We start from the raw sequence: 17361 nt of genomic DNA, 5'->3' as shown, positions 1-17361 counted from the left end.
AGTTTACACGCGCCCGCATGACCTAAGTTGTGAGTCATACAGAATTGCGCGCGCTGCGACGTCACTGGATACTTTCAGGAGCCATCCTTTGCTGCGATAGCTGCCGCGACGATAGCCAGTGCGACCTTCGTGATATGCCAGATATTGATTGCGGGTATCGTTGACAGGGATGCCCAGTTCTTCGCGTGTTTCAGCGAAATACCACCCCATGAAATCAGCGGCATCGCGGATGTCGTCGCGACGGGCGCTAAATCCGCCTCTTGCTTTTTGATAGTCTTTCCAAGTGCCGTCGAGGGCCTGGCTATATCCGTAGGCTGAAGATTGGCGCCCCATCGGAATAACGCCCATGGAATACTGCACAGGAGTACGAGCGTTGCCGATGAACTTCGACTCCTGGTAAATCGTCGCCATCTGTACAGCAACTGGAACACCCCAGCGTCGTTCAGTCTGTTTCATCGCTGAAAGATATTTTGGTCTCTGATCCACTATGGAACAGGCGTTATCAAGATTTCTGGGCGCGGAGTAATCGCCACCGCCGCCGCAAGCTGCGACGAACACCAACAATGCCAACGCGCGAATGGGTCTGCTCATGCCTCAATCGCTTTCTTTTTTTTCGAGAGTAACTCAAAAAGGCTTCACGGCAAACTGGGAATTCGTCGTGCGCGATCACAAATGCGCAGGGCCGTGGCAGGTTCGCAATGTTGCATGTCGCGAAAATCACCGCTGGTTCGCTGAATTGTTTCAGTCACGTGTTCAATGCCAGCTGGTTAAAATGAGGGAATGAGGTGTCTGATTTTGCCGTTTGCTTCGCCGGACTGGATTGCGCTTTCTTATTAATGAAATTGACCGGCCCAAATTGAGTTGCCGAAATTAAAGTATTAGTTAGGAAAATCAATATCTTGGTAGCAGTATATTGTCCATAAGTCGAAGTCGGCTTTGCGTTGCGAGCTGATCGACTGTCTGAGCGGTGTTCACAGTCTGTTTCCCAAATTTTAGGTCTAATTTCATCGACATGGGAGCTGATGGTCCTTAATACGAATACTCAGGGGGTTCGGTTATGTTCAAATCGCGTGCCAAATACGCTTTGGGGCAAGTCGTCCGTCATCGCAAACATCCGTTTCGCGGTGTGGTGTTTGACGTTGACGCAATGTTTTCCAATACCGACGAGTGGTACGAAGCCATTCCGGAAGACAGCCGTCCAAAAAAAGAACAGCCGTTCTACCATTTGCTCGCTGAAAACGATCAGAGCTATTACGTTGCCTATGTGTCTGAGCAGAATTTGGTCGCGGACTACTCAGGTGTTCCCGTAGACCATCCAGATTTGCCGGAGTTTTTTGGTGACTTTGACGATGGACATTATCCCTTGGACTTCCAACTTAACTGAAGCCTCTAGGCGCTAATCAAACTCAATTGTTGCAAGTTTAGTCTTACGCAATCAGGCAAATCTGAGATCGGCCTGATTGGCAAAGGTCGGTTTTGGCGTGTCTTAAACCTCGGTGCCGCGTACTGGGTGGGGGCTGTAAAACGCGACACCGAGGGAAGCCATTATTCAGCTACGTATCAGGAATGCCTATTTGACGAGGCAACATCGTGGTCGAACTAAGTCAAATGTGTGTTCCTGTGTCCAGTTCAGTGACGAGAAGTAAAGCGACAGCTTATTGTTTCCGCGTTCAGTGAATTCTCCGCCGATATGACGCTTGCGGCTGCTAAGTTTGGCCGGCGGTAAGGCTGTCCGTTTCGGAACTTTGATATGTAGTCGCTGTGCAATCTGGTATGATTCGTTGGATTGAACGGGCGTCTAGCGGTTGTTAATCGTCAACAGTTGACCTTCGTCAGCGTGTGCCAACAGCCATTCTGAATATTAAGAAATTCTCGCCATTTTCGCGGTCATACACCATGTCGCGAGCCAATTGCTTAATCAAGAACCAACCAAACCCACCTTCGGGCAGCTCTTCTGCTGGTGTCTTTTCCCTTGGGTGATCGCCCTGCGGCGTGCGCCCATTCGGCATCGGCTTGCCGTTATCGCGAATTTCTATCAACAGTCCGGCCCGCCCATGCCGCAATACTAACTTGATGTCCCCGGGCGCATCCGGTGCGTAAGCATGCTCGACAACGTTGTTCAGGGCTTCAGCGAGAACCAGTTGGACAGACCCCTCTTCTTCTTCTCCCAGGTCCAGCGGCTTCAAAGTTTCCATGGCTTTTTCGATGGCAAGGCGTACATTTTCGTACGAGGCGCGAAATGCCGTGCGCGACAGCACACCGCCCGCGGCGGTTGTCGGTGGAACCGCACGTGCATGATTCATGGCGGCGTCATGAGGCATGGGCGATATCCTGAAACGCATGTTCAATATCCTCATAGATCCGGAAAACGGAATCCATTCGGGTCATGCGAAATACCTTGTCGACAGTTTGCGTCATGCCTGCCAGATCAAGTTTCCGCCCACGTCCAAGTTGCTTCATTGAGCCGACAATTGCACCCAGACCGCTGGAATCAACAAATTCCACCCGACTGAGGTCAAGGATTATACGATTTGACGGATGCTCCGTCAGTTCACGCATTTGATCCTTGAAGCGCACGGCAACTGCCGCATCGATACGATTTTCGCCGACTTTGACGATCAGTGCCCCGCTAACTTCGGATGCAGTCATTTCCATGGTGAATCTCCTTCGCACCGATGTGAGCCAACCCTAGACGGCAGTGGTTACCATTCGGTAAGCAGTTCGCGACAAAAGGAAACAAGCTGTGACAATAACGGTGGACTACGAAGACCTGAGCGCGCGCATTCAGGCTGTGGCTGCAGACGAAGACGATATTATCGCGTTGATGGCGACCATAGCGTGCGAAGTGCATCATTCTGATTCTCGGTTCGATTGGACAGGTTTTTACAGAGTTGTCGAACCGGAGTTGATGAAAATCGGCCCTTATCAGGGCGGGCACGGTTGCTTGGAAATTCCCTTTTCAAGGGGTGTCTGTGGGGCTGCTGCGCGAACTGGCAAAACACAACTGGTGTCGGACGTAGATGAATTTGACGGCCACATCGCCTGCTCAAGCACGACACGATCCGAATTGGTGGTCCCGGTTTGGAATAAGAACGGAAATCTGCTCGGCGTGTTTGATATTGATAGCAACCAGCTCGACGCGTTTAATGATCGGGACGCCAAAGAAATCGCCGCAGTTCTTCGCGCGGTTTTTCAGCGTTGACCACGGTTCCTGATTGAGGCTTTCTAATTGCGCAGTTCATCGTTGGTAGGAAATGCGCAGTGAAAGGACAGTGTCTATGTGGTTCGGTTCAATACGAGACCAGTGGAGAAGTCCGTTCTGTTTCAGCGTGTCATTGCGAGCAGTGTCGCCGTCAATCCGGACATGTTTGGTCGTCGGCACAGACTTCGATGCAAGATATTGTCATCGAGGGTGATGTGCGTTGGTTCGAAGCTTCGTCAAAGGCGAAACGTGGATTTTGTGCAATCTGCGGGTCGTTCCTGTTTTGGAAGGCGCAAGAAGAGGATTTCATGTCATTTTCGTTGGGATCCGTTAGTGGCGCGACGGGCAGTCGCCTAGAGAAGCACATTTTTACCGGCGAAAAGGGCGATTACTACGAGATTTCAGACGGTGTTGATCAGTTTTGAGCAACATATACGCGCCACCGCAAGTTCCGCTGGATATTGTCCATTCTGATCATGAGCTATTGATTGTGGGGAAGCCACCTGGGCTGCTGTCCGTGCCTGGTAAAGGTCCGCATCTGGCTGACTGTCTACTGACAAGAGTGCAGGCAGTTTTTCCCGAGGCCCTGCTGGTGCACCGCTTGGATCGCGATACCTCAGGGGTCATGGTTTTCGCGTTGTCGGCTCATGCCCAGCGGCACCTTGGCCTTCAATTTGAGAAACGCCAAATCAAGAAGACATACGTGTCCCGCGTGTGGGGACAGGTGCGCGACAAGGAAGGTAGAATCGACTTGCCCTTGATTGTGGATTGGCCGAACCGGCCACTTCAAATGGTGGACCATGAGAAAGGAAAGCCAGCGTTGACCGAGTGGAAGGCTCTGCGCGTTGGAGAACGCGAAAGTCGGGTGCGGTTATTCCCGAAGACCGGTCGTTCGCATCAGTTGAGAGTGCATATACGCGAAATTGGTCATCCGATTTTGGGAGATCCGTTTTATGCGACAGGGCCCGCGCGCCAATTTGAACGGCTGATGCTGCATTCCGAAAGTATTAGACTGCGCCATCCCGACGGCGGAAAAGGCCTGACATTTAAAGTGAAGACTCCATTTTAGCCAAGTTGGGAGGGCTCCGCCCTCCCAGACCCTCCCGGAGTATTTCTACCAAAAAGAAGGCTTATGCGACCAGTGGCTCTAGCTGTCGTTCTAGTTTCTCGCGCAGGTGGGCGTGTTGACTAGGGAGGCGTAAGGCTTCGCCCAAGTGGGCGGAATCTTCGTCAACATTGAAACCTGGTTCGTTTGTTGCAACTTCAAACAGTACTCCGCCCGGTGCACGGAAATAGATGGCCCAGAAATAATCGCGATTTAGGACCGGAGTTACCCGGTAGCCGGTGTCCATAAGCGCTTCGCGCACTTCCAACTGACGCGCGCGATTTTCAACGGCGAAGGCAATGTGGTGAACCGAACCAGCGCCTTGATCTGCCTCGTCAGCCGAAGGAAGCGTTTCGATATCGATGATGTTTGCTTCGTTTCCGCCGGGCACAGCGAAGCGCGTTACATTTCCGTCTCGGTCGATTTCTTCATAGCCCATAAATTTTAGGAGTTCAGCGCTGGCTCCGTCGTCTTTCAGACGCATGTCGGCCGAGTGGAAGCCTCGCACAGCGATTTCAGCGCCGACGCCGTTGCCGGTCCAAGGTGTGCGGTCATCCTCGCCTTCGATCAGAGCAAAGGCGTCGCCGTCTGGACCCAAGAATTTGAGGCGATTCTCGCCGAATCTGGTGTCATTGGAAATCTCGGTTGCTCCGTGTTGTGCAAGCCGGTCGCCCCAAGCTGACAAGCTTCCCTTTGGAGCGACAAATGAGGTTGTTCCAACTTCACCGGTACCGCGATTGCCACGCCTGGCATCTGGAAAGGGAAAATAGGTCATCACGGTGCCGGGCGAACCGAGTTCGTCGCCGTAGTACAGGTGATAGACGCTTGGATTGTCAAAGTTCACAGTCTTCTTGACGCGGCGAAGTCCGAGTGCGTTGGTGAAGAATGCGTTGTTATGCGGTGCCGATGACGCCAGAGACGTTACATGGTGCAGGCCTTGAATTTGGTTCAGCATGGCGAAGTCCTTTGACTGATTGCCGATTGCATGTGAACCTAATGTTTGAAAATTATATAGCAACTCGCGTAAATGCGCATTATTCGCGCATTTACGCACATGATATCATATCGCTCTGCCGTTCCAGAACAAATGGTTATTCAGGCCAACCGCCGACAGATTTAATTTCAAGGAACTCTTCAATTCCCCAAACACCGCCTTCTCGTCCATTGCCTGACTGACCTGTACCGCCAAAAGGTGCACCCTTGCCGCGCCCCTTGCCATTCATTTGCACCATGCCCGATTGCAAATTGCGCGCGAAATATTCAAGTTTTGCAGGGTCGGAGGACTGCACGTAGTTTGTTAGTCCGTAAAGGGTGTCGTTCGCGACCTCCATCGCCTGATCTTGTGTGTCAAACGGCATGATTGACAGTACTGGTCCAAAAATCTCTTCACGCATAATCGTCATTTCGTTGTTCACGTCGGAGAAGACGGTTGGGCGCACGAAATATCCACGATTCAATCCGTCCGGACGTCCAGTACCGCCCGCCACCAAGCGGGCACCCTCATCGATGCCTTTTTGAATCAGATTTTGTATTTTGTCATATTGAACGTCACTAACGACGGGGCCAATGTGATTGCCCTTCTCGTGCCCGCTGGCAACGCGGGTGTTCTGCGCAACTTCTGCGGCTTCCTCGACCGCAGTCTCGTATCGAGAACGTTCAACAAGCATACGCGTTGGCGCATTGCAGGATTGGCCACTGTTTTCGAAGACTGCTTTGGCACCGCGTTTGACTGCATTGTCATCGGCATCGGCGAAGATTATGTTGGCACCCTTGCCGCCAAGTTCCAATGAAACCCGTTTCAGCGTGTCGGCTGCCGACTTGGATATTGCAATGCCAGCGCGTGTCGAACCGGTGAAGGATATCATGTCGACATCGGGATGGCTTGACAGTTGTGTTCCGACCCCCGGTCCGTCTCCGTTGACCATATTATAAACACCAGCTGGAACACCTGCTTCATCTACAATTTCAGACCATAAAATGGACGAGAGTGGTGCAATCTCTGATGGTTTCAGAACCATGGTACAGCCAGCAATCATGGCAGGAATGGCCTTGAGTGCCACTTGGTTCATGGGCCAATTCCATGGAGTGATCATGCCAACAACCCCGATGGGGTCTTTAAGGATGCGAGAGCCTTTCTGTCCGTAGAGATCTTCTTCCCATTCGAACTCTTCGACGACTTTCAAGAACCCTTTGATATGCCAATCACCCGAATCTACCTGCTCGTCCAAAGCGAAGTCGATTGGCGCTCCCATTTCCAGACTTATGGCTTGGGCCATTTCGTTCTGGCGCGCGGTGTAAACATCAAGAATTTTCCGAACGTAATTGACTCTTTCGGTAACGGGAGTTGCCCGCCATGCCGGCAAAGCCGCGCGCGCGGCACCAACGGCGGCGTCTGTATCTGCCTGTCCACCCAGCGAGATAATTGCAGCAGGTTCCTCCGTGGAGGGATCAATGACGTGGCAATCCGTGCCCTTGATCGCGTCGACCCAGGCACCGTCGATGTAAAACTGGCGTTTCTCAATCATGAGGGAATCCTTTCTGCGTTACGCGGACAGTGGCATTCCGCAATGTCGCCAGCAAGTATGGAAATATAATTTGATCAAATTATTGATACACTCAGTTTTGGAGTATTTGCCGGAACCGGAGGGATTTGGGGCAACTGCCAAAAATGGTTGATCAAAAACAAAAGGCCGCCAAGTGGCGGCCCCTTTAGTCGAGTTGCTGAATTCAGCTTAGCCCTGACGTGCCTTGAACCGACGCTGCGTCTTATTGATTACGTAGACGCGGCCTTTACGGCGTACGACACGGCAATCGCGATGCCGGTTCTTCAGCGAGCGGAGCGAGTTGCGAACCTTCATGATCCTTCTCCTCATATCGCGGCGCGTGAAGAGCGCCTTTTGTTTCGGTTCTGCCAATGCCCGAAGGCAACTGGCGGTTCATGGTGGGCGATACTGGGATCGAACCAGTGACCCCTTCGATGTCAACGAAGTGCTCTACCGCTGAGCTAATCGCCCTGATTGACCGATCCCGGCCCTTAACAAACAAACAAGACGCGGGGCAGGCCCCGCGCCAGTCGGTGGCTCTATAATAATCGCAACTCTTCACCACTTCAAGGGCTTTTGGCGATAGCAGGAATCGTCTTATACTGCTGGTCCAAGACAGGAGTTGTAGAGTGAAGGCGTATAATCTGACCATGCCAGAAGCGCGGACGACAAGCGTCGTATTTGCTTCGCCGCATTCCGGATCAGAATACCCTTGGACCTTTGTGCGCCGCTCGGTTCTGGATGAATTGACTCTTCGATCTTCAGAAGATGCCTTTGTGCAAAGGCTTTTTTCCAAAGCGCCAGAACAAGGAGCGCCGTTGTTGGCCGCGACCTATCCGCGTGCATTCTTGGATGTGAACAGATCACAGGATGAACTTGATCCAGCTCTGATTGAAGGTTTGAGCCGCAAGGCGCACAATCCGCGCGTTGCTTCGGGATTAGGCGTTGTGCCACGGGTCGTGGCGAATGGGCGGGCAATCTACCGTGGGAAGATTACGCGCCGGGATGCAGACGCACGGATTCGCGATGTCTGGCAGCCTTGGCATATTGCAATTCATAATCTGCTCAAGGAGAGCTTCGAGCTGTTCGGTGAAGCGATTCTTGTGGACTGCCACTCGATGCCGCACGAGGCAATTGAAAGCCTTTCTCACACCCGGGCAACTCGCCCCGACATCGTATTGGGCGACCGTTTTGGAGCGGCGGCAAGTGGCGAAATCGTTGATCGCATAGAATCTGCGTTTGCAGGCGCGGGGCTTCGGGTTGCCCGAAATGCCCCCTTTGCGGGGGCGTTCGTGACTCAGAACTATGGAAAGCCAGCGCGCCGTCAGCACGTTGTGCAAATCGAAATCGATCGGGCGCTATATATGAACGAGCGTCAGGTGCGACCGAATGGTAATTTCGGCGACTTTTCGAGATTAATGGGTGATGTAACGGCTGAAATCGCCGAGATCGGACGACGGTCCATTCCATTGGCTGCTGAATGAGTATTCGCTAGTTCGATAGAAGTCTGGTGTTTTAACGCATTAATATCAAATTGTTGAATGCCTCCGACAACTCTTAGGATTTGTTTCAATATCAGCACCAGACTGTTGAATCTGCTTGTCACAGTTGTATGGACAGTTGATCAGCTATAATGTTGAAACCGTTCAGCCTGGGTGAGGCTGGCATGGGTGTAACGAGTATTGGGCTGTAACTATGAGCGATTTTCTTATCGCCGGAATTATCTTCATTGCATTGGCGACTGTCGCAAACCTTGGAAGTGATTCTGCGATGTCCTTATCCTGCAAGTCGGGATCAGTATGGGGTATTCACATCTGCTAGGACTTCTTTCAGTAGCTTAAATCTTCTGCTGGGACGTTCTTGAAATTCGGAGGCGGCGTGCGATTGAGTTTTCGTGCGAGAATGGTGGCGTGATCCATGCTCAAAGCTTTGATGACTCTGTGCATACCATCCATTATGCGCCCATCGGCACACAGCAGAATTGGATAGTTCAGATCAGAGCTTGCGGCCTGGCGTGCGTGCTCCATGATTGCCCGGCAAGTGGGCGCACTATCTCCGATATCAAACCAATAGGGTTCATCAATCTCTTGGATGTCAGCCAGGGGCAATTGAATCACTGGCAAATCCTCAGCCAGTTCCAGTAGTTTTCGAACATTCCAAATGTGGATGTCATCCCCAACTCGTCGAAAATGATACTGAGGGCGGATCAAAGTTTGCTCAACAATTCACGCGTCGGCCAGGCATCGGCTGGCAATCCAAGTCGGGTCTGCTCACTCTGAATTGCATCGCGGGTTTTTGCCCCAAGAATTCCGTCAACGCCGCCCACGTCATGCCCGCGAGCAGCAAGCTTTTCTTGAAGTGTCTTCATTTCTTCGCGCTTGAAGCCAGGCGAAGGGTTGCCCGCTTGGTAAACTTTGGCACCCTCAATCCGAGTAGCAAAATACGCCGCAGTTGTGACGTAGACAAAACTTTGATTCCATTCGAAGAAGACATCAAAATTGGGATAAGCGATGAATGCTGGTCCGTGTCTGCCCTGCGGAATTACAATAGATGATTGAAGTGCAGGTGCCTTCAAATCGCCTTCTCGGACCCGCGCGCCAAGGCCAACCCAATCGCGCGCCTTCTTTTTGGTGCCAAGCCCGGTTTTGGACCAGTCAAAATCGGCCGGCAATTCCACTTCCTGAAGCCAAGGCTCATTTGCGCGCCAGCCGAGCGATTTCAGCATATTTGCGCCCGACAGCAGCGCGTCTGGAGCCGAAGTTTTCAGCCGAACGTGATTGTCACCGTCGCCATCAACACCATTGGTCAGAATATCCTCGGGCAGCATCTGAACCATGCCGATTTCGCCCGCCCAAGCCCCTGTGGTTGTTCGAGGATCAAAATCACCATTTTCGAAAAGTTCAAGTGCTGCAAACACCTGTGGACGAAACAGTTCAGGACGGCGGCAATCGTGGGAAAGGGTGACAAGCGCATCAACCGTATTGAAGTCGCCCTGAACGGCACCAAAATCGGTCTCAAACGCCCAAAAGGCCAACAAGACGCCCCGAGAAACACCGGAACTTTGTTCGGCGCGGTCGAATACGGCATCCCATTTCCGGGCGTTTCTTTTTGCACCATCCAGCCTGTTCTGGCTGATCAGTCGTTGCGAAAAGTCGACGAAAGGTCGAAGGAAAATCCCTTGCGATCTGTCAGCTTTTAGAACCTTGCTGTCTTGAGAAACGCCAGTAAAGAAATTGTCGACGTTACGCTTTGAATGTCCGTTCTGACGCGCCTCTGACTTCAACCCGTTGACGAAAGATTGAAAATCTCCGCCGCAGGCTGCGCCCGCTTGAGAGCCGACAAAAAATGCCAGGCAGGCACCAGTTAGAACAATGGGAAAACGTATAATTTGCAACCTAATGAGTGAATTTCGCAAAGATTATCAGTGGTCGGTCGAAGGGCAAGCGTAACCGGCTGAAAGTCGCCAATTGTTAACCGTCTGATCAGATTCGTTAATGATCTGTTAACAAGTATGGCTGAAGAATATGCGCGGGGTGTCATACCGCAGCGGTTCCCCGCCGCCGGAGGTTTGATCGTGGTTTTGATCGTCGCAAATAGTCCAGAATTGTCTCGAATTTGGGCAAGACATTTAAATCGTCTGGGTCACGAGGCAACAGTTGTTCATGCGCAAGAGGCCGCAGTCGACTGCCTACGGCAGAACGTCTTTGACGTCATCGTGCTTGATCTGATGTTGCAGGATGGCAGTGCCTTTGCGGTCGCCGATTATGCAAGTTACCGCTACCCAAATACACGGGTAGTTTTCGTGACAAACGGCACGTTTTTTTCAGATGGATCGATCTTCAACCATATGCCAAACGCCGCGGCTCTGGTGGCCGAGCGTACACCGCCTGGTGATTTGGCGGCAATCGTTGAATACCACGGAAGAGCTGGTTAGGCAGCCGAACTCGCTTTTCGCCCATTTGGTGCAGTCCAGTCAACCGGTTGAGCAAGCGGGACAATCCGATGGGCGTTGATACTTTCGTGGCTGCGATAATAATGATGCGCGATATGATCGAACTTCACAGTGTCTGCTATCGCGCTGCCGTCCGGTGCCGTCCATTGGTACAATTCGCGCGCAAGTGACCAAAGATTTGGGAAGTCGACAATTCGGTTTCGACTGCACTTGAAGTGGATGTTGTACACTAGGTCAAAACGAAACAGCGTTGCGACGAGCCGCCAATCTGCCTCGGTAATTTGGTCACCCATCAGGTAGTGGTTCTTGGACAGTCGATCTTCAAGCCAGTCCAATGTGTCAAACAATTCCCCGACGGCTTCGTCGTAGGCAGCCTGCTTTGATGCAAATCCCGTTCTGTAAACGCCATTGTTGAACGTATGATAGATCCGCTCATTGACCTCTTCGATCTCTTCACGCATTTGGGCAGGCCAAAAATCGTCAGTATTGCCGGTCAGATGGTCGAACTCTGAATTGAACATCCGAATGATTTCAGAGCTTTCATTGGATACTATGGTCTGACGTTTCTTGTCCCACAGAACGGGGACGGTCACCCGACCGGAAAAGTCTGGAGATGCCTTGGTGTAGATCTGGTGTAATTTTGACGAGCCATAAAGATCATCGCCTTTTGAACCCACGAAATCGGCATCGAATGTCCATCCTTGGTCCAGCATCAGCGGACTGACAACTGAATAGCTAATGAGATCTTCCAAGCCCTTTAGCTTGCGGAATATCAGCGTTCTGTGTGCCCAAGGGCATGCGTACGAGACATAGAGGTGATAGCGGTCGGCTTCAGCCTCAAAACCACTCTCGCCGCTGGTGCCCGCTGAACCATCAACTGTGATCCAATTGCGAAATTTGGCGTCTGCCCTGACGAATTTACCGTCTTTGGTCTTTTTGAAATCGGCGCCAGTCGTCCAGACACCATCGATTAACCGGCCCATGATATGCACTCCTTGTTGGCTTATAGGCTTATAGGCTTTCTCTTTTTAATTTAGCTACAGGCGGTGCCACACGGCCTATGTGCAATAATACGGAGTATCGGCTGTCAGATGTGCGGTTGTGCGCCAGACTCTGTTTCCGACAACGTCACAGTCGCGATCAAAATGCCGCAGATTAAGAGAACTGTTTCCGCAATGATAATTAATCGACTGGCAAGCTTGACCGAATCGGAAATCGCCCCAAGCTATTGTTTGGGGGAGTTAATATGATCGAATATTTGCCGAAAGAGGTGCGTGAAGGGCTAGAGATGGCCCGTAAACGCGACCAGCGAAAGAAAAGCCGTCTGCGCGTGCAGGCCGGTGAACAGACATTCACGATATTGCGGTATTGGGATGAAGGGTTTGCGCTTGACGTCGACGACGCGCCACACCTTCGCGGATTGGTTGATGTCTATGATGGTAGTCGCCACCTATCTCAGTGTTTGATTATCGCTTCCGAAGAAGACGCTGGCGAAATGGTTTATGAATTCAAGCGCGAGACAATGGCAACTGGCGATGCGCCACTAGACTACGAACGGGACGCCCACGCACCCATCGCCCTGATTGCGCAGGGTTAACTACCGCCAGTCGAAAAACTCTGGTCCGGCCTTTGAAAGCAGTTCTTGAGCAAGTTCGGTTCCCATGGCAGCACCATCTTCAATTGCGCCGGTCCGGCTGCCTGCGATCGCTTCGCTGCCATCGGTGCGAAGAATCTCGCCTTGTAGAGTAAGTTGACCACCTGACAGCTCTGCCAATCCCGCTATTGGGGTCTCGCACGATCCATCCAGCCCAGCCAGAAACGATCGTTCTGCATCAAGTTGCGTAGCCGTTTCGGTATCGTGGATAGCCGCAAGCATGTCGGCGGCACGGTGGTCGTCTATTCTTCGCTCTATCCCAATTGCGCCTTGAGCAACGGCGGGTAACATGACGTCAGTGCCTACAGGGTTATTTCCCAAGTGAGATAGACCCAATCGGTTCAGTCCAGCCATGGCCAAAAAAGTGCCGTGCGCGACGCCTTGCTCCAGTTTCTTGAGGCGTGTCTGAACATTTCCCCGAAATTCAACGACTTCCAGATCGGGGCGACGATTCAAAACCTGAGCTTTGCGACGCAAGCTGGAAGTTCCAATTCGAGCGCCCTCGGGGACTTCCAACAGGTCACCGGCAGAAGGGCTAACGAAAGCGTCCCGAGCGTCTTCTCGCGGCAGATAACACCCAATTACCAGGCCATCGGGTTGAAAAACCGGCATGTCCTTCATCGAGTGAACAGCGATGTCGATGCGACCGGCCAACAGATCGTCTTCAATCTCGCGGGTAAAAAGCCCTTTGCCACCCACTTCTTTCAGGGGACGGTCCTGAATGCGGTCGCCAGTCGTTTTGATCACGACGATCTCGATGGCGTCGTCTGGCAAATCAAACTCCCGAGACAGTCTTTGCCGAGTTTCCTGCGCCTGCGCCAAAGCAAGTGGTGAACCACGAGTTCCGATACGTAGGGGCTGAGTAGGGTTAGGTAATTTCATCATGTGCTGTGAATAGGCTTGGAGGGTGAAACTGACAATGCGCCCGATTGACATTCCTTGCCACAGTTGGGACCTGTGGCGCGAGAAAGGGTAACATTATGAGCCAGCAAAAACCGATCTTACGTGCACTTGCCGGCGAAACGTTGGCGACGCCGCCGATCTGGATGATGCGGCAGGCCGGACGTTATTTGCCTGAGTATCGTGCCACGCGGGCAAAGGCAGGCGATTTTCTATCTCTTTGTTACAACCCGGAACTTGCCACCGAAGTTACATTGCAGCCTATTCGACGCTACGGTTTTGATGCCGCGATTTTGTTCGCGGATATATTGCTTATTCCTGACGCGCTTGGCGCTGATCTTTGGTTTGTCACCGGTGAAGGACCAAGGTTGTCGACCATAACCACCGAGTCCGATTTTGCTGCCTTGAAACCCGCGAATGCCATTCACGACCATTTGTCGCCAATATACCAGACTGTTAGGAATCTCGCCGGTTCATTGCCCGCCGAGACAGCCCTGATTGGCTTTGCTGGCGCTCCCTGGACGGTTGCAACTTATATGATTGCGGGCCGTGGAACGCCTGATCAGGCACCGGCGCATGCGCTAAAAGATGAAAACAGAGAGCTGTTTCAGGCCCTGATCGATAGAATTGCCGATGCAACAGTAGAGTATCTGCTGGCGCAAGTTGCAGCGGGCGCAGAAGTGCTGAAGTTGTTTGATTCCTGGGCCGGATCACTTAGTGACGCCGATTTTGAAGATTTCGCTGTTGCTCCCACGCGACAGATAATCGCGAAAATCAAGGCCAAACACCCAGACATTCCGATTATTGCTTTCCCGCGAGAGGCGGGTGGGAAGTATGTTGGGTTCGCCCAGGCAACCGGCGCCGATTGCGTTGCATTGGACAATAGTGTGGATGCCAGTTGGGCCGCTGAGTACGTTCAAGTGGACGGTTGCGTTCAAGGCAACCTGAGATCATCGCATATGGTGACCGGGGGCCAGGATTTGGTCGATGATACGCGGGCTATCAAGAAGGCCCTTTCCGGTGGCCCGCACATTTTTAATCTGGGCCATGGCATCACCCCGGATGCCGATCCCGAAAATGTTCAGTTGATGATTGATACAGTGCGAGAGGACCCGGGCACATGATGCGCCTTTTTTGGCTGACAGCGTTGACGATGGTCGCATTTTCGGCGAACTCGGTTCTTAATCGTTGGGCATTGTTGGATGGAGACTCCGGGCCCGCAGCGTTCCAAGCGCTAAGGGTGCTATCCGGCGCACTGACGCTAGGGTTGATCCTGTCATTCCGTGGCGGATTGCCCAAACTATGGACGCCTAATCGTGCATGGGGAACCGGTTCATTACTTCTCTATATGATCGGTTTTTCCTTTGCCTATGTCGCGCTAGATGCCGGCGCTGGGGCGTTGATCCTTTTCGGTGGCGTTCAAATTACTATGTTTGCAGGAGCTCTGCTGAAAGGCGACAAGCCTCATATCTTGCGATGGATTGGTGCTGGAATTGCATTCCTTGGGTTGATTTGGCTGCTTCTTCCGGTTGGGGTTTCAGCGCCGCCGCTTGGTGCCGCGTTGCTTATGGGTTTGGCGGCTATTGGTTGGGGTGTATATTCTTTGGTTGGACGACAGGCTGCTAATCCTTTGGCCGAAACTGGGGCAAACTTCATTTGTGCCGCGCCATTTTCGTTGGCGATCTGGCTCATCATCCCTGACGGACTTTCCGCCAGTGCTGCAATGCTCGCGGTAATTTCTGGTGCGGTGACATCTGGTCTTGGATACGCCCTTTGGTATTCGGTTCTGCCCAAGCTGGACACAACGATTGCCGCGCTTGCCCAACTGACCGTTCCTGTGATCGCGGTAGTGGGCGGTGTGATGTTGCTGGGCGAGGTCCTGACGCAGCAACTTGTATTTGCAAGTATTATCGTGCTGGGAGGTGTGGCGGCCGGGGTCTTTGCTCCTCAGCGCAAAATGGGCTCAAGTGGATCGTAAGAAGCGCTTCCGCTTTGTTCCCAAACAACTTCGGACAGCGAGTCGGGCTTGACATTTAGATTGCTCAACTCGGTGCGCGTGACCCAGTGGTGTTCGGTAACTACGCCTTCCGGATCAATCCAATTGTCTTGAATGTCGTGATCTGAAGCCGAGCATCTGAAGTAAATGTCGACCTGATGAAATCCACCGGCGGGATCATGGAATTCGTTCACGAGAACGCATTGGCCGACAGAAACACTCAATCCGGTTTCTTCGTAGAACTCGCGCCGCAAATTGTCTGGAAGCGATTGATGTGGTTCTGCACCTCCACCCGGTGCACACAAAAGGTCGCTTTGCCCATCAGGCCAAGCATTAACGAGCAACAGCTTGTTGTCTTTTAATAATATGCCCCGAACGGCAATGCGAATCCGTGAGCCGCTACGTGATACCGACGTCGTGCCGTCTATGCTCATGACCTATCAAAAGCAGGCGCGATCACTCGGGTGACATGCCCCATTTTGCGCCCGGGCCGAGTCTCGGCTTTTCCGTAGAGGTGGAGTTTTGCGCCGGTTTCACTCAAGATGTTTGGCACCTCGTCAACATCGTTACCAATGAGATTGGTCATAGCAACGTCTGAATGGCGCACGGGGTCTACCAGCGGCCAACCTGCGACAGCGCGCATATGTTGTTCGAATTGATCAATGACCGCGCCAGCCTCGGTCCAGTGGCCCGAGTTGTGAACTCTTGGTGCAATTTCGTTTACTATCAGGTCATCTTTGGAAACAAAAAGTTCCACGCCTAAGACACCGACATAGTCCAGGGCGGCAAGAATAGTTCCGGCAATTCCGAACGCCCGCTCCCGCGTAGCTTGATCAATTGAAGCGGGCACGCGAGTCGTATGTAAAATCCCGTCTCTATGAACGTTCTCACCGGGCTCGAAACACGCAATATGGCCATCGAACGAGCGCGCGGCGATGACGCTGATTTCTCGATCAAAATCAACAAAGCCTTCAAGAATTGCGTCAGCTCCGGCCATAGATTCCATGGCAGCAGGAGCATCATGCCGGTCTTGAATGCGCGCCTGTCCTTTTCCATCATAGCCTAACCGGCGGGTCTTGAGGATTGCTGGCATTCCTATTGGGCCCAAGGCTTGCGCAAGCTCGGCGTCGTCTTTGACCGCGGCGAATGGGGCAACTGTCAAACCGATATCTGTCAGAAAAGTCTTTTCGGTCAGTCGATCCTGGCTGACGGACAGGGCTTGCCGATTTGGTCGGATGCTGACTTGTGCCTCTATCAGGTCAAGTGCGCTGGCAGGCACGTTCTCGAATTCATATGTCACTACGTCAACGCTGGCGGCGAAAGCCCTCAGCGCTGGCTCATCGTCATATGACGCGGTTGTCAGGCATGCTGCAACTTCGCCGGCAGGGGGATTTGCAGCGGGTTCATATACGTGCGTTCTCAGACCCAACCTTGCTGCAGCCATTGCCAGCATGCGGCCCAATTGCCCACCGCCCAATATCCCGATGGTCTGACCTGGGCGCAAACTTTCAGTCATCCGATGGGCCTTCCGGAATTGATGCGGTCAAATCTGAGCGCCATTGGTCCATTCTGGTCGCCAGTTCTGCATCCTGAAGCGAAAGGATTTGGGCGGCCATTAGTCCTGCATTGGCACCGGCGCCGATTGCCATCGTCGCAACCGGATATCCACGTGGCATCTGCAGGATCGAGTAAAGGCTGTCTACGCCCGACAATGCACGCGTCTGAACCGGTACACCAATAACGGGAACGCGCGTTTTGGACGCCATCATCCCGGGCAGGTGAGCGGCGCCTCCTGCGCCAGCAATGATCGCCTGCAAGCCGCGTTCGACTGCGGACTTGCCATAATCCCACAACCGATCTGGCGTGCGATGTGCGGATACTATTTTGGTCTCATAAGGCACCAGCAATTCATCAAGAATTTCTGCCGCAGGCTTCAAGGTCGACCAGTCACTTTGACTGCCCATTATGATCCCGACTTTGATACTCATTCTGGCCCCTTAGTTGATTGT

General features: G+C 52.6%; 22 protein-coding genes and 1 tRNA gene. 9 read left to right on the top strand and 14 right to left on the bottom strand.

What is annotated here, in order from left to right:
- Positions 1-3: 3 nt before the first annotated feature.
- Entirely contained in the window at positions 4-591 is a 588-nt protein-coding gene (locus GKR98_12365; protein QMU58915.1) for a lytic transglycosylase, read from the bottom strand.
- 466 nt (positions 592-1057) lie between these two features.
- Between GKR98_12365 and hspQ the strand changes: the two genes are divergently transcribed.
- Positions 1058-1384, top strand: a complete 327-nt coding sequence (gene hspQ, locus GKR98_12360) for a heat shock protein HspQ (protein ID QMU58914.1) — start codon at positions 1058-1060, stop codon at positions 1382-1384.
- 448 nt (positions 1385-1832) lie between these two features.
- Here hspQ and GKR98_12355 read toward each other — a convergent pair whose 3' ends face one another.
- Positions 1833-2357: an ATP-binding protein gene (locus GKR98_12355; GenBank protein QMU58913.1), complete on the bottom strand. Its 525-nt coding sequence runs from the start codon at positions 2355-2357 to the stop codon at positions 1833-1835.
- The gene (locus GKR98_12350; GenBank protein QMU58912.1) at positions 2311-2655 is read right to left on the bottom strand and encodes an anti-sigma factor antagonist; all 345 of its coding nucleotides are present in this window, start codon (positions 2653-2655) and stop codon (positions 2311-2313) included. The genes GKR98_12355 and GKR98_12350 overlap by 47 nt, the downstream gene beginning before the upstream one ends.
- 94 nt (positions 2656-2749) lie before the next feature.
- On the opposite strand from GKR98_12350, the gene GKR98_12345 reads away from it, so the two are divergent.
- From GKR98_12345 to GKR98_12335, 3 genes are read left to right on the top strand one after another with little or no spacing between them, the layout of a single operon-like run.
- The gene (locus GKR98_12345) at positions 2750-3202 is read left to right on the top strand and encodes a GAF domain-containing protein (GenBank protein ID QMU60089.1); all 453 of its coding nucleotides are present in this window, start codon (positions 2750-2752) and stop codon (positions 3200-3202) included.
- A 59-nt stretch (positions 3203-3261) separates the two neighbouring features.
- The gene (locus tag GKR98_12340) at positions 3262-3627 is read left to right on the top strand and encodes a GFA family protein (protein QMU58911.1); all 366 of its coding nucleotides are present in this window, start codon (positions 3262-3264) and stop codon (positions 3625-3627) included.
- On the top strand, positions 3624-4271 hold the full coding sequence (locus GKR98_12335) for an RNA pseudouridine synthase (protein QMU58910.1): 648 nt from the start codon (positions 3624-3626) through the stop codon (positions 4269-4271). The genes GKR98_12340 and GKR98_12335 overlap by 4 nt, the downstream gene beginning before the upstream one ends.
- A gap of 61 nt (positions 4272-4332) precedes the next feature.
- On the opposite strand, the gene GKR98_12330 is transcribed toward GKR98_12335, so the two are convergent.
- From GKR98_12330 to GKR98_12315, 4 genes are all read right to left on the bottom strand, one after another.
- A complete protein-coding gene (locus tag GKR98_12330; protein QMU58909.1) occupies positions 4333-5262 on the bottom strand; it encodes a ring-cleaving dioxygenase in 930 nt (309 codons plus the stop codon).
- A 136-nt stretch (positions 5263-5398) separates the two neighbouring features.
- Complete coding sequence (locus tag GKR98_12325) at positions 5399-6832, bottom strand: aldehyde dehydrogenase family protein (protein ID QMU58908.1); 1434 nt, start codon at positions 6830-6832, stop codon at positions 5399-5401.
- 207 nt (positions 6833-7039) lie between these two features.
- A complete protein-coding gene (gene rpmJ, locus GKR98_12320; protein ID QMU58907.1) occupies positions 7040-7165 on the bottom strand; it encodes a 50S ribosomal protein L36 in 126 nt (41 codons plus the stop codon).
- Between the two features lie 81 nt (positions 7166-7246).
- A tRNA-Val gene (locus GKR98_12315) sits at positions 7247-7321 on the bottom strand.
- Between the two features lie 179 nt (positions 7322-7500).
- Here GKR98_12315 and GKR98_12310 point away from each other — a divergent pair.
- Positions 7501-8334 carry an N-formylglutamate amidohydrolase gene (locus GKR98_12310; protein QMU60088.1) on the top strand — a complete coding sequence of 278 codons (834 nt, stop codon included), beginning with the start codon at positions 7501-7503 and terminating at the stop codon, positions 8332-8334.
- 345 nt (positions 8335-8679) lie between these two features.
- Here the strand turns inward: GKR98_12310 and GKR98_12305 are convergent, their stop codons facing one another.
- Together GKR98_12305 and GKR98_12300 are read right to left on the bottom strand one after the other, a co-directional pair.
- Positions 8680-9057: a hypothetical protein gene (locus GKR98_12305; GenBank protein QMU60087.1), complete on the bottom strand. Its 378-nt coding sequence runs from the start codon at positions 9055-9057 to the stop codon at positions 8680-8682.
- Positions 9057-10238 carry a lytic murein transglycosylase gene (locus tag GKR98_12300; GenBank protein ID QMU60086.1) on the bottom strand — a complete coding sequence of 394 codons (1182 nt, stop codon included), beginning with the start codon at positions 10236-10238 and terminating at the stop codon, positions 9057-9059. The genes GKR98_12305 and GKR98_12300 overlap by 1 nt, the downstream gene beginning before the upstream one ends.
- A 183-nt stretch (positions 10239-10421) precedes the next feature.
- Here GKR98_12300 and GKR98_12295 point away from each other — a divergent pair, with 183 nt between their 5' ends.
- Positions 10422-10784 carry a response regulator gene (locus GKR98_12295; protein ID QMU60085.1) on the top strand — a complete coding sequence of 121 codons (363 nt, stop codon included), beginning with the start codon at positions 10422-10424 and terminating at the stop codon, positions 10782-10784.
- On the opposite strand, the gene GKR98_12290 is transcribed toward GKR98_12295, so the two are convergent.
- Positions 10781-11785 (bottom strand): glutathione S-transferase family protein, encoded by a 1005-nt coding sequence (locus GKR98_12290; protein ID QMU58906.1) that lies wholly within the window; start codon positions 11783-11785, stop codon positions 10781-10783. The genes GKR98_12295 and GKR98_12290 overlap by 4 nt on opposite strands.
- Before the next feature lie 263 nt (positions 11786-12048).
- On the opposite strand from GKR98_12290, the gene GKR98_12285 reads away from it, so the two are divergent.
- Entirely contained in the window at positions 12049-12399 is a 351-nt protein-coding gene (locus GKR98_12285) for a hypothetical protein (protein QMU58905.1), read from the top strand.
- Here the strand turns inward: GKR98_12285 and hemC are convergent, their stop codons facing one another.
- Positions 12400-13341, bottom strand: coding sequence for a hydroxymethylbilane synthase (gene hemC / locus GKR98_12280; GenBank protein ID QMU60084.1), 942 nt, complete (start codon positions 13339-13341; stop codon positions 12400-12402).
- A 95-nt stretch (positions 13342-13436) separates the two neighbouring features.
- Here hemC and GKR98_12275 point away from each other — a divergent pair, with 95 nt between their 5' ends.
- Together GKR98_12275 and GKR98_12270 are read left to right on the top strand one after the other, a co-directional pair.
- Positions 13437-14480, top strand: coding sequence for a uroporphyrinogen decarboxylase (locus GKR98_12275; protein ID QMU58904.1), 1044 nt, complete (start codon positions 13437-13439; stop codon positions 14478-14480).
- Entirely contained in the window at positions 14480-15334 is an 855-nt protein-coding gene (locus tag GKR98_12270) for an EamA family transporter (protein QMU60083.1), read from the top strand. Before GKR98_12275 ends, GKR98_12270 begins: the two co-directional genes overlap by 1 nt.
- Here the strand turns inward: GKR98_12270 and GKR98_12265 are convergent.
- Genes GKR98_12265 through purE form a run of 3 tightly spaced genes read right to left on the bottom strand, consistent with a single transcriptional unit; the run spans position 15304 to position 17340 of the window.
- Positions 15304-15786 (bottom strand): NUDIX domain-containing protein, encoded by a 483-nt coding sequence (locus GKR98_12265; GenBank protein QMU58903.1) that lies wholly within the window; start codon positions 15784-15786, stop codon positions 15304-15306. The two genes, GKR98_12270 and GKR98_12265, sit on opposite strands and share 31 nt — an antisense overlap.
- Positions 15783-16868, bottom strand: a complete 1086-nt coding sequence (locus GKR98_12260; protein ID QMU58902.1) for a 5-(carboxyamino)imidazole ribonucleotide synthase — start codon at positions 16866-16868, stop codon at positions 15783-15785. The genes GKR98_12265 and GKR98_12260 overlap by 4 nt, the downstream gene beginning before the upstream one ends.
- Positions 16861-17340 carry a 5-(carboxyamino)imidazole ribonucleotide mutase gene (gene purE, locus GKR98_12255; GenBank protein QMU58901.1) on the bottom strand — a complete coding sequence of 160 codons (480 nt, stop codon included), beginning with the start codon at positions 17338-17340 and terminating at the stop codon, positions 16861-16863. The genes GKR98_12260 and purE overlap by 8 nt, the downstream gene beginning before the upstream one ends.
- Positions 17341-17361 lie beyond the last annotated feature (21 nt).

The organism is Boseongicola sp. (assembly GCA_014075275.1).
In the GTDB taxonomy this organism is placed as follows: domain Bacteria; phylum Pseudomonadota; class Alphaproteobacteria; order Rhodobacterales; family Rhodobacteraceae.
The sequence above is the reverse complement of the archived record's forward strand: the minus strand, read 5'-3'. Positions and strand labels throughout refer to the sequence as shown.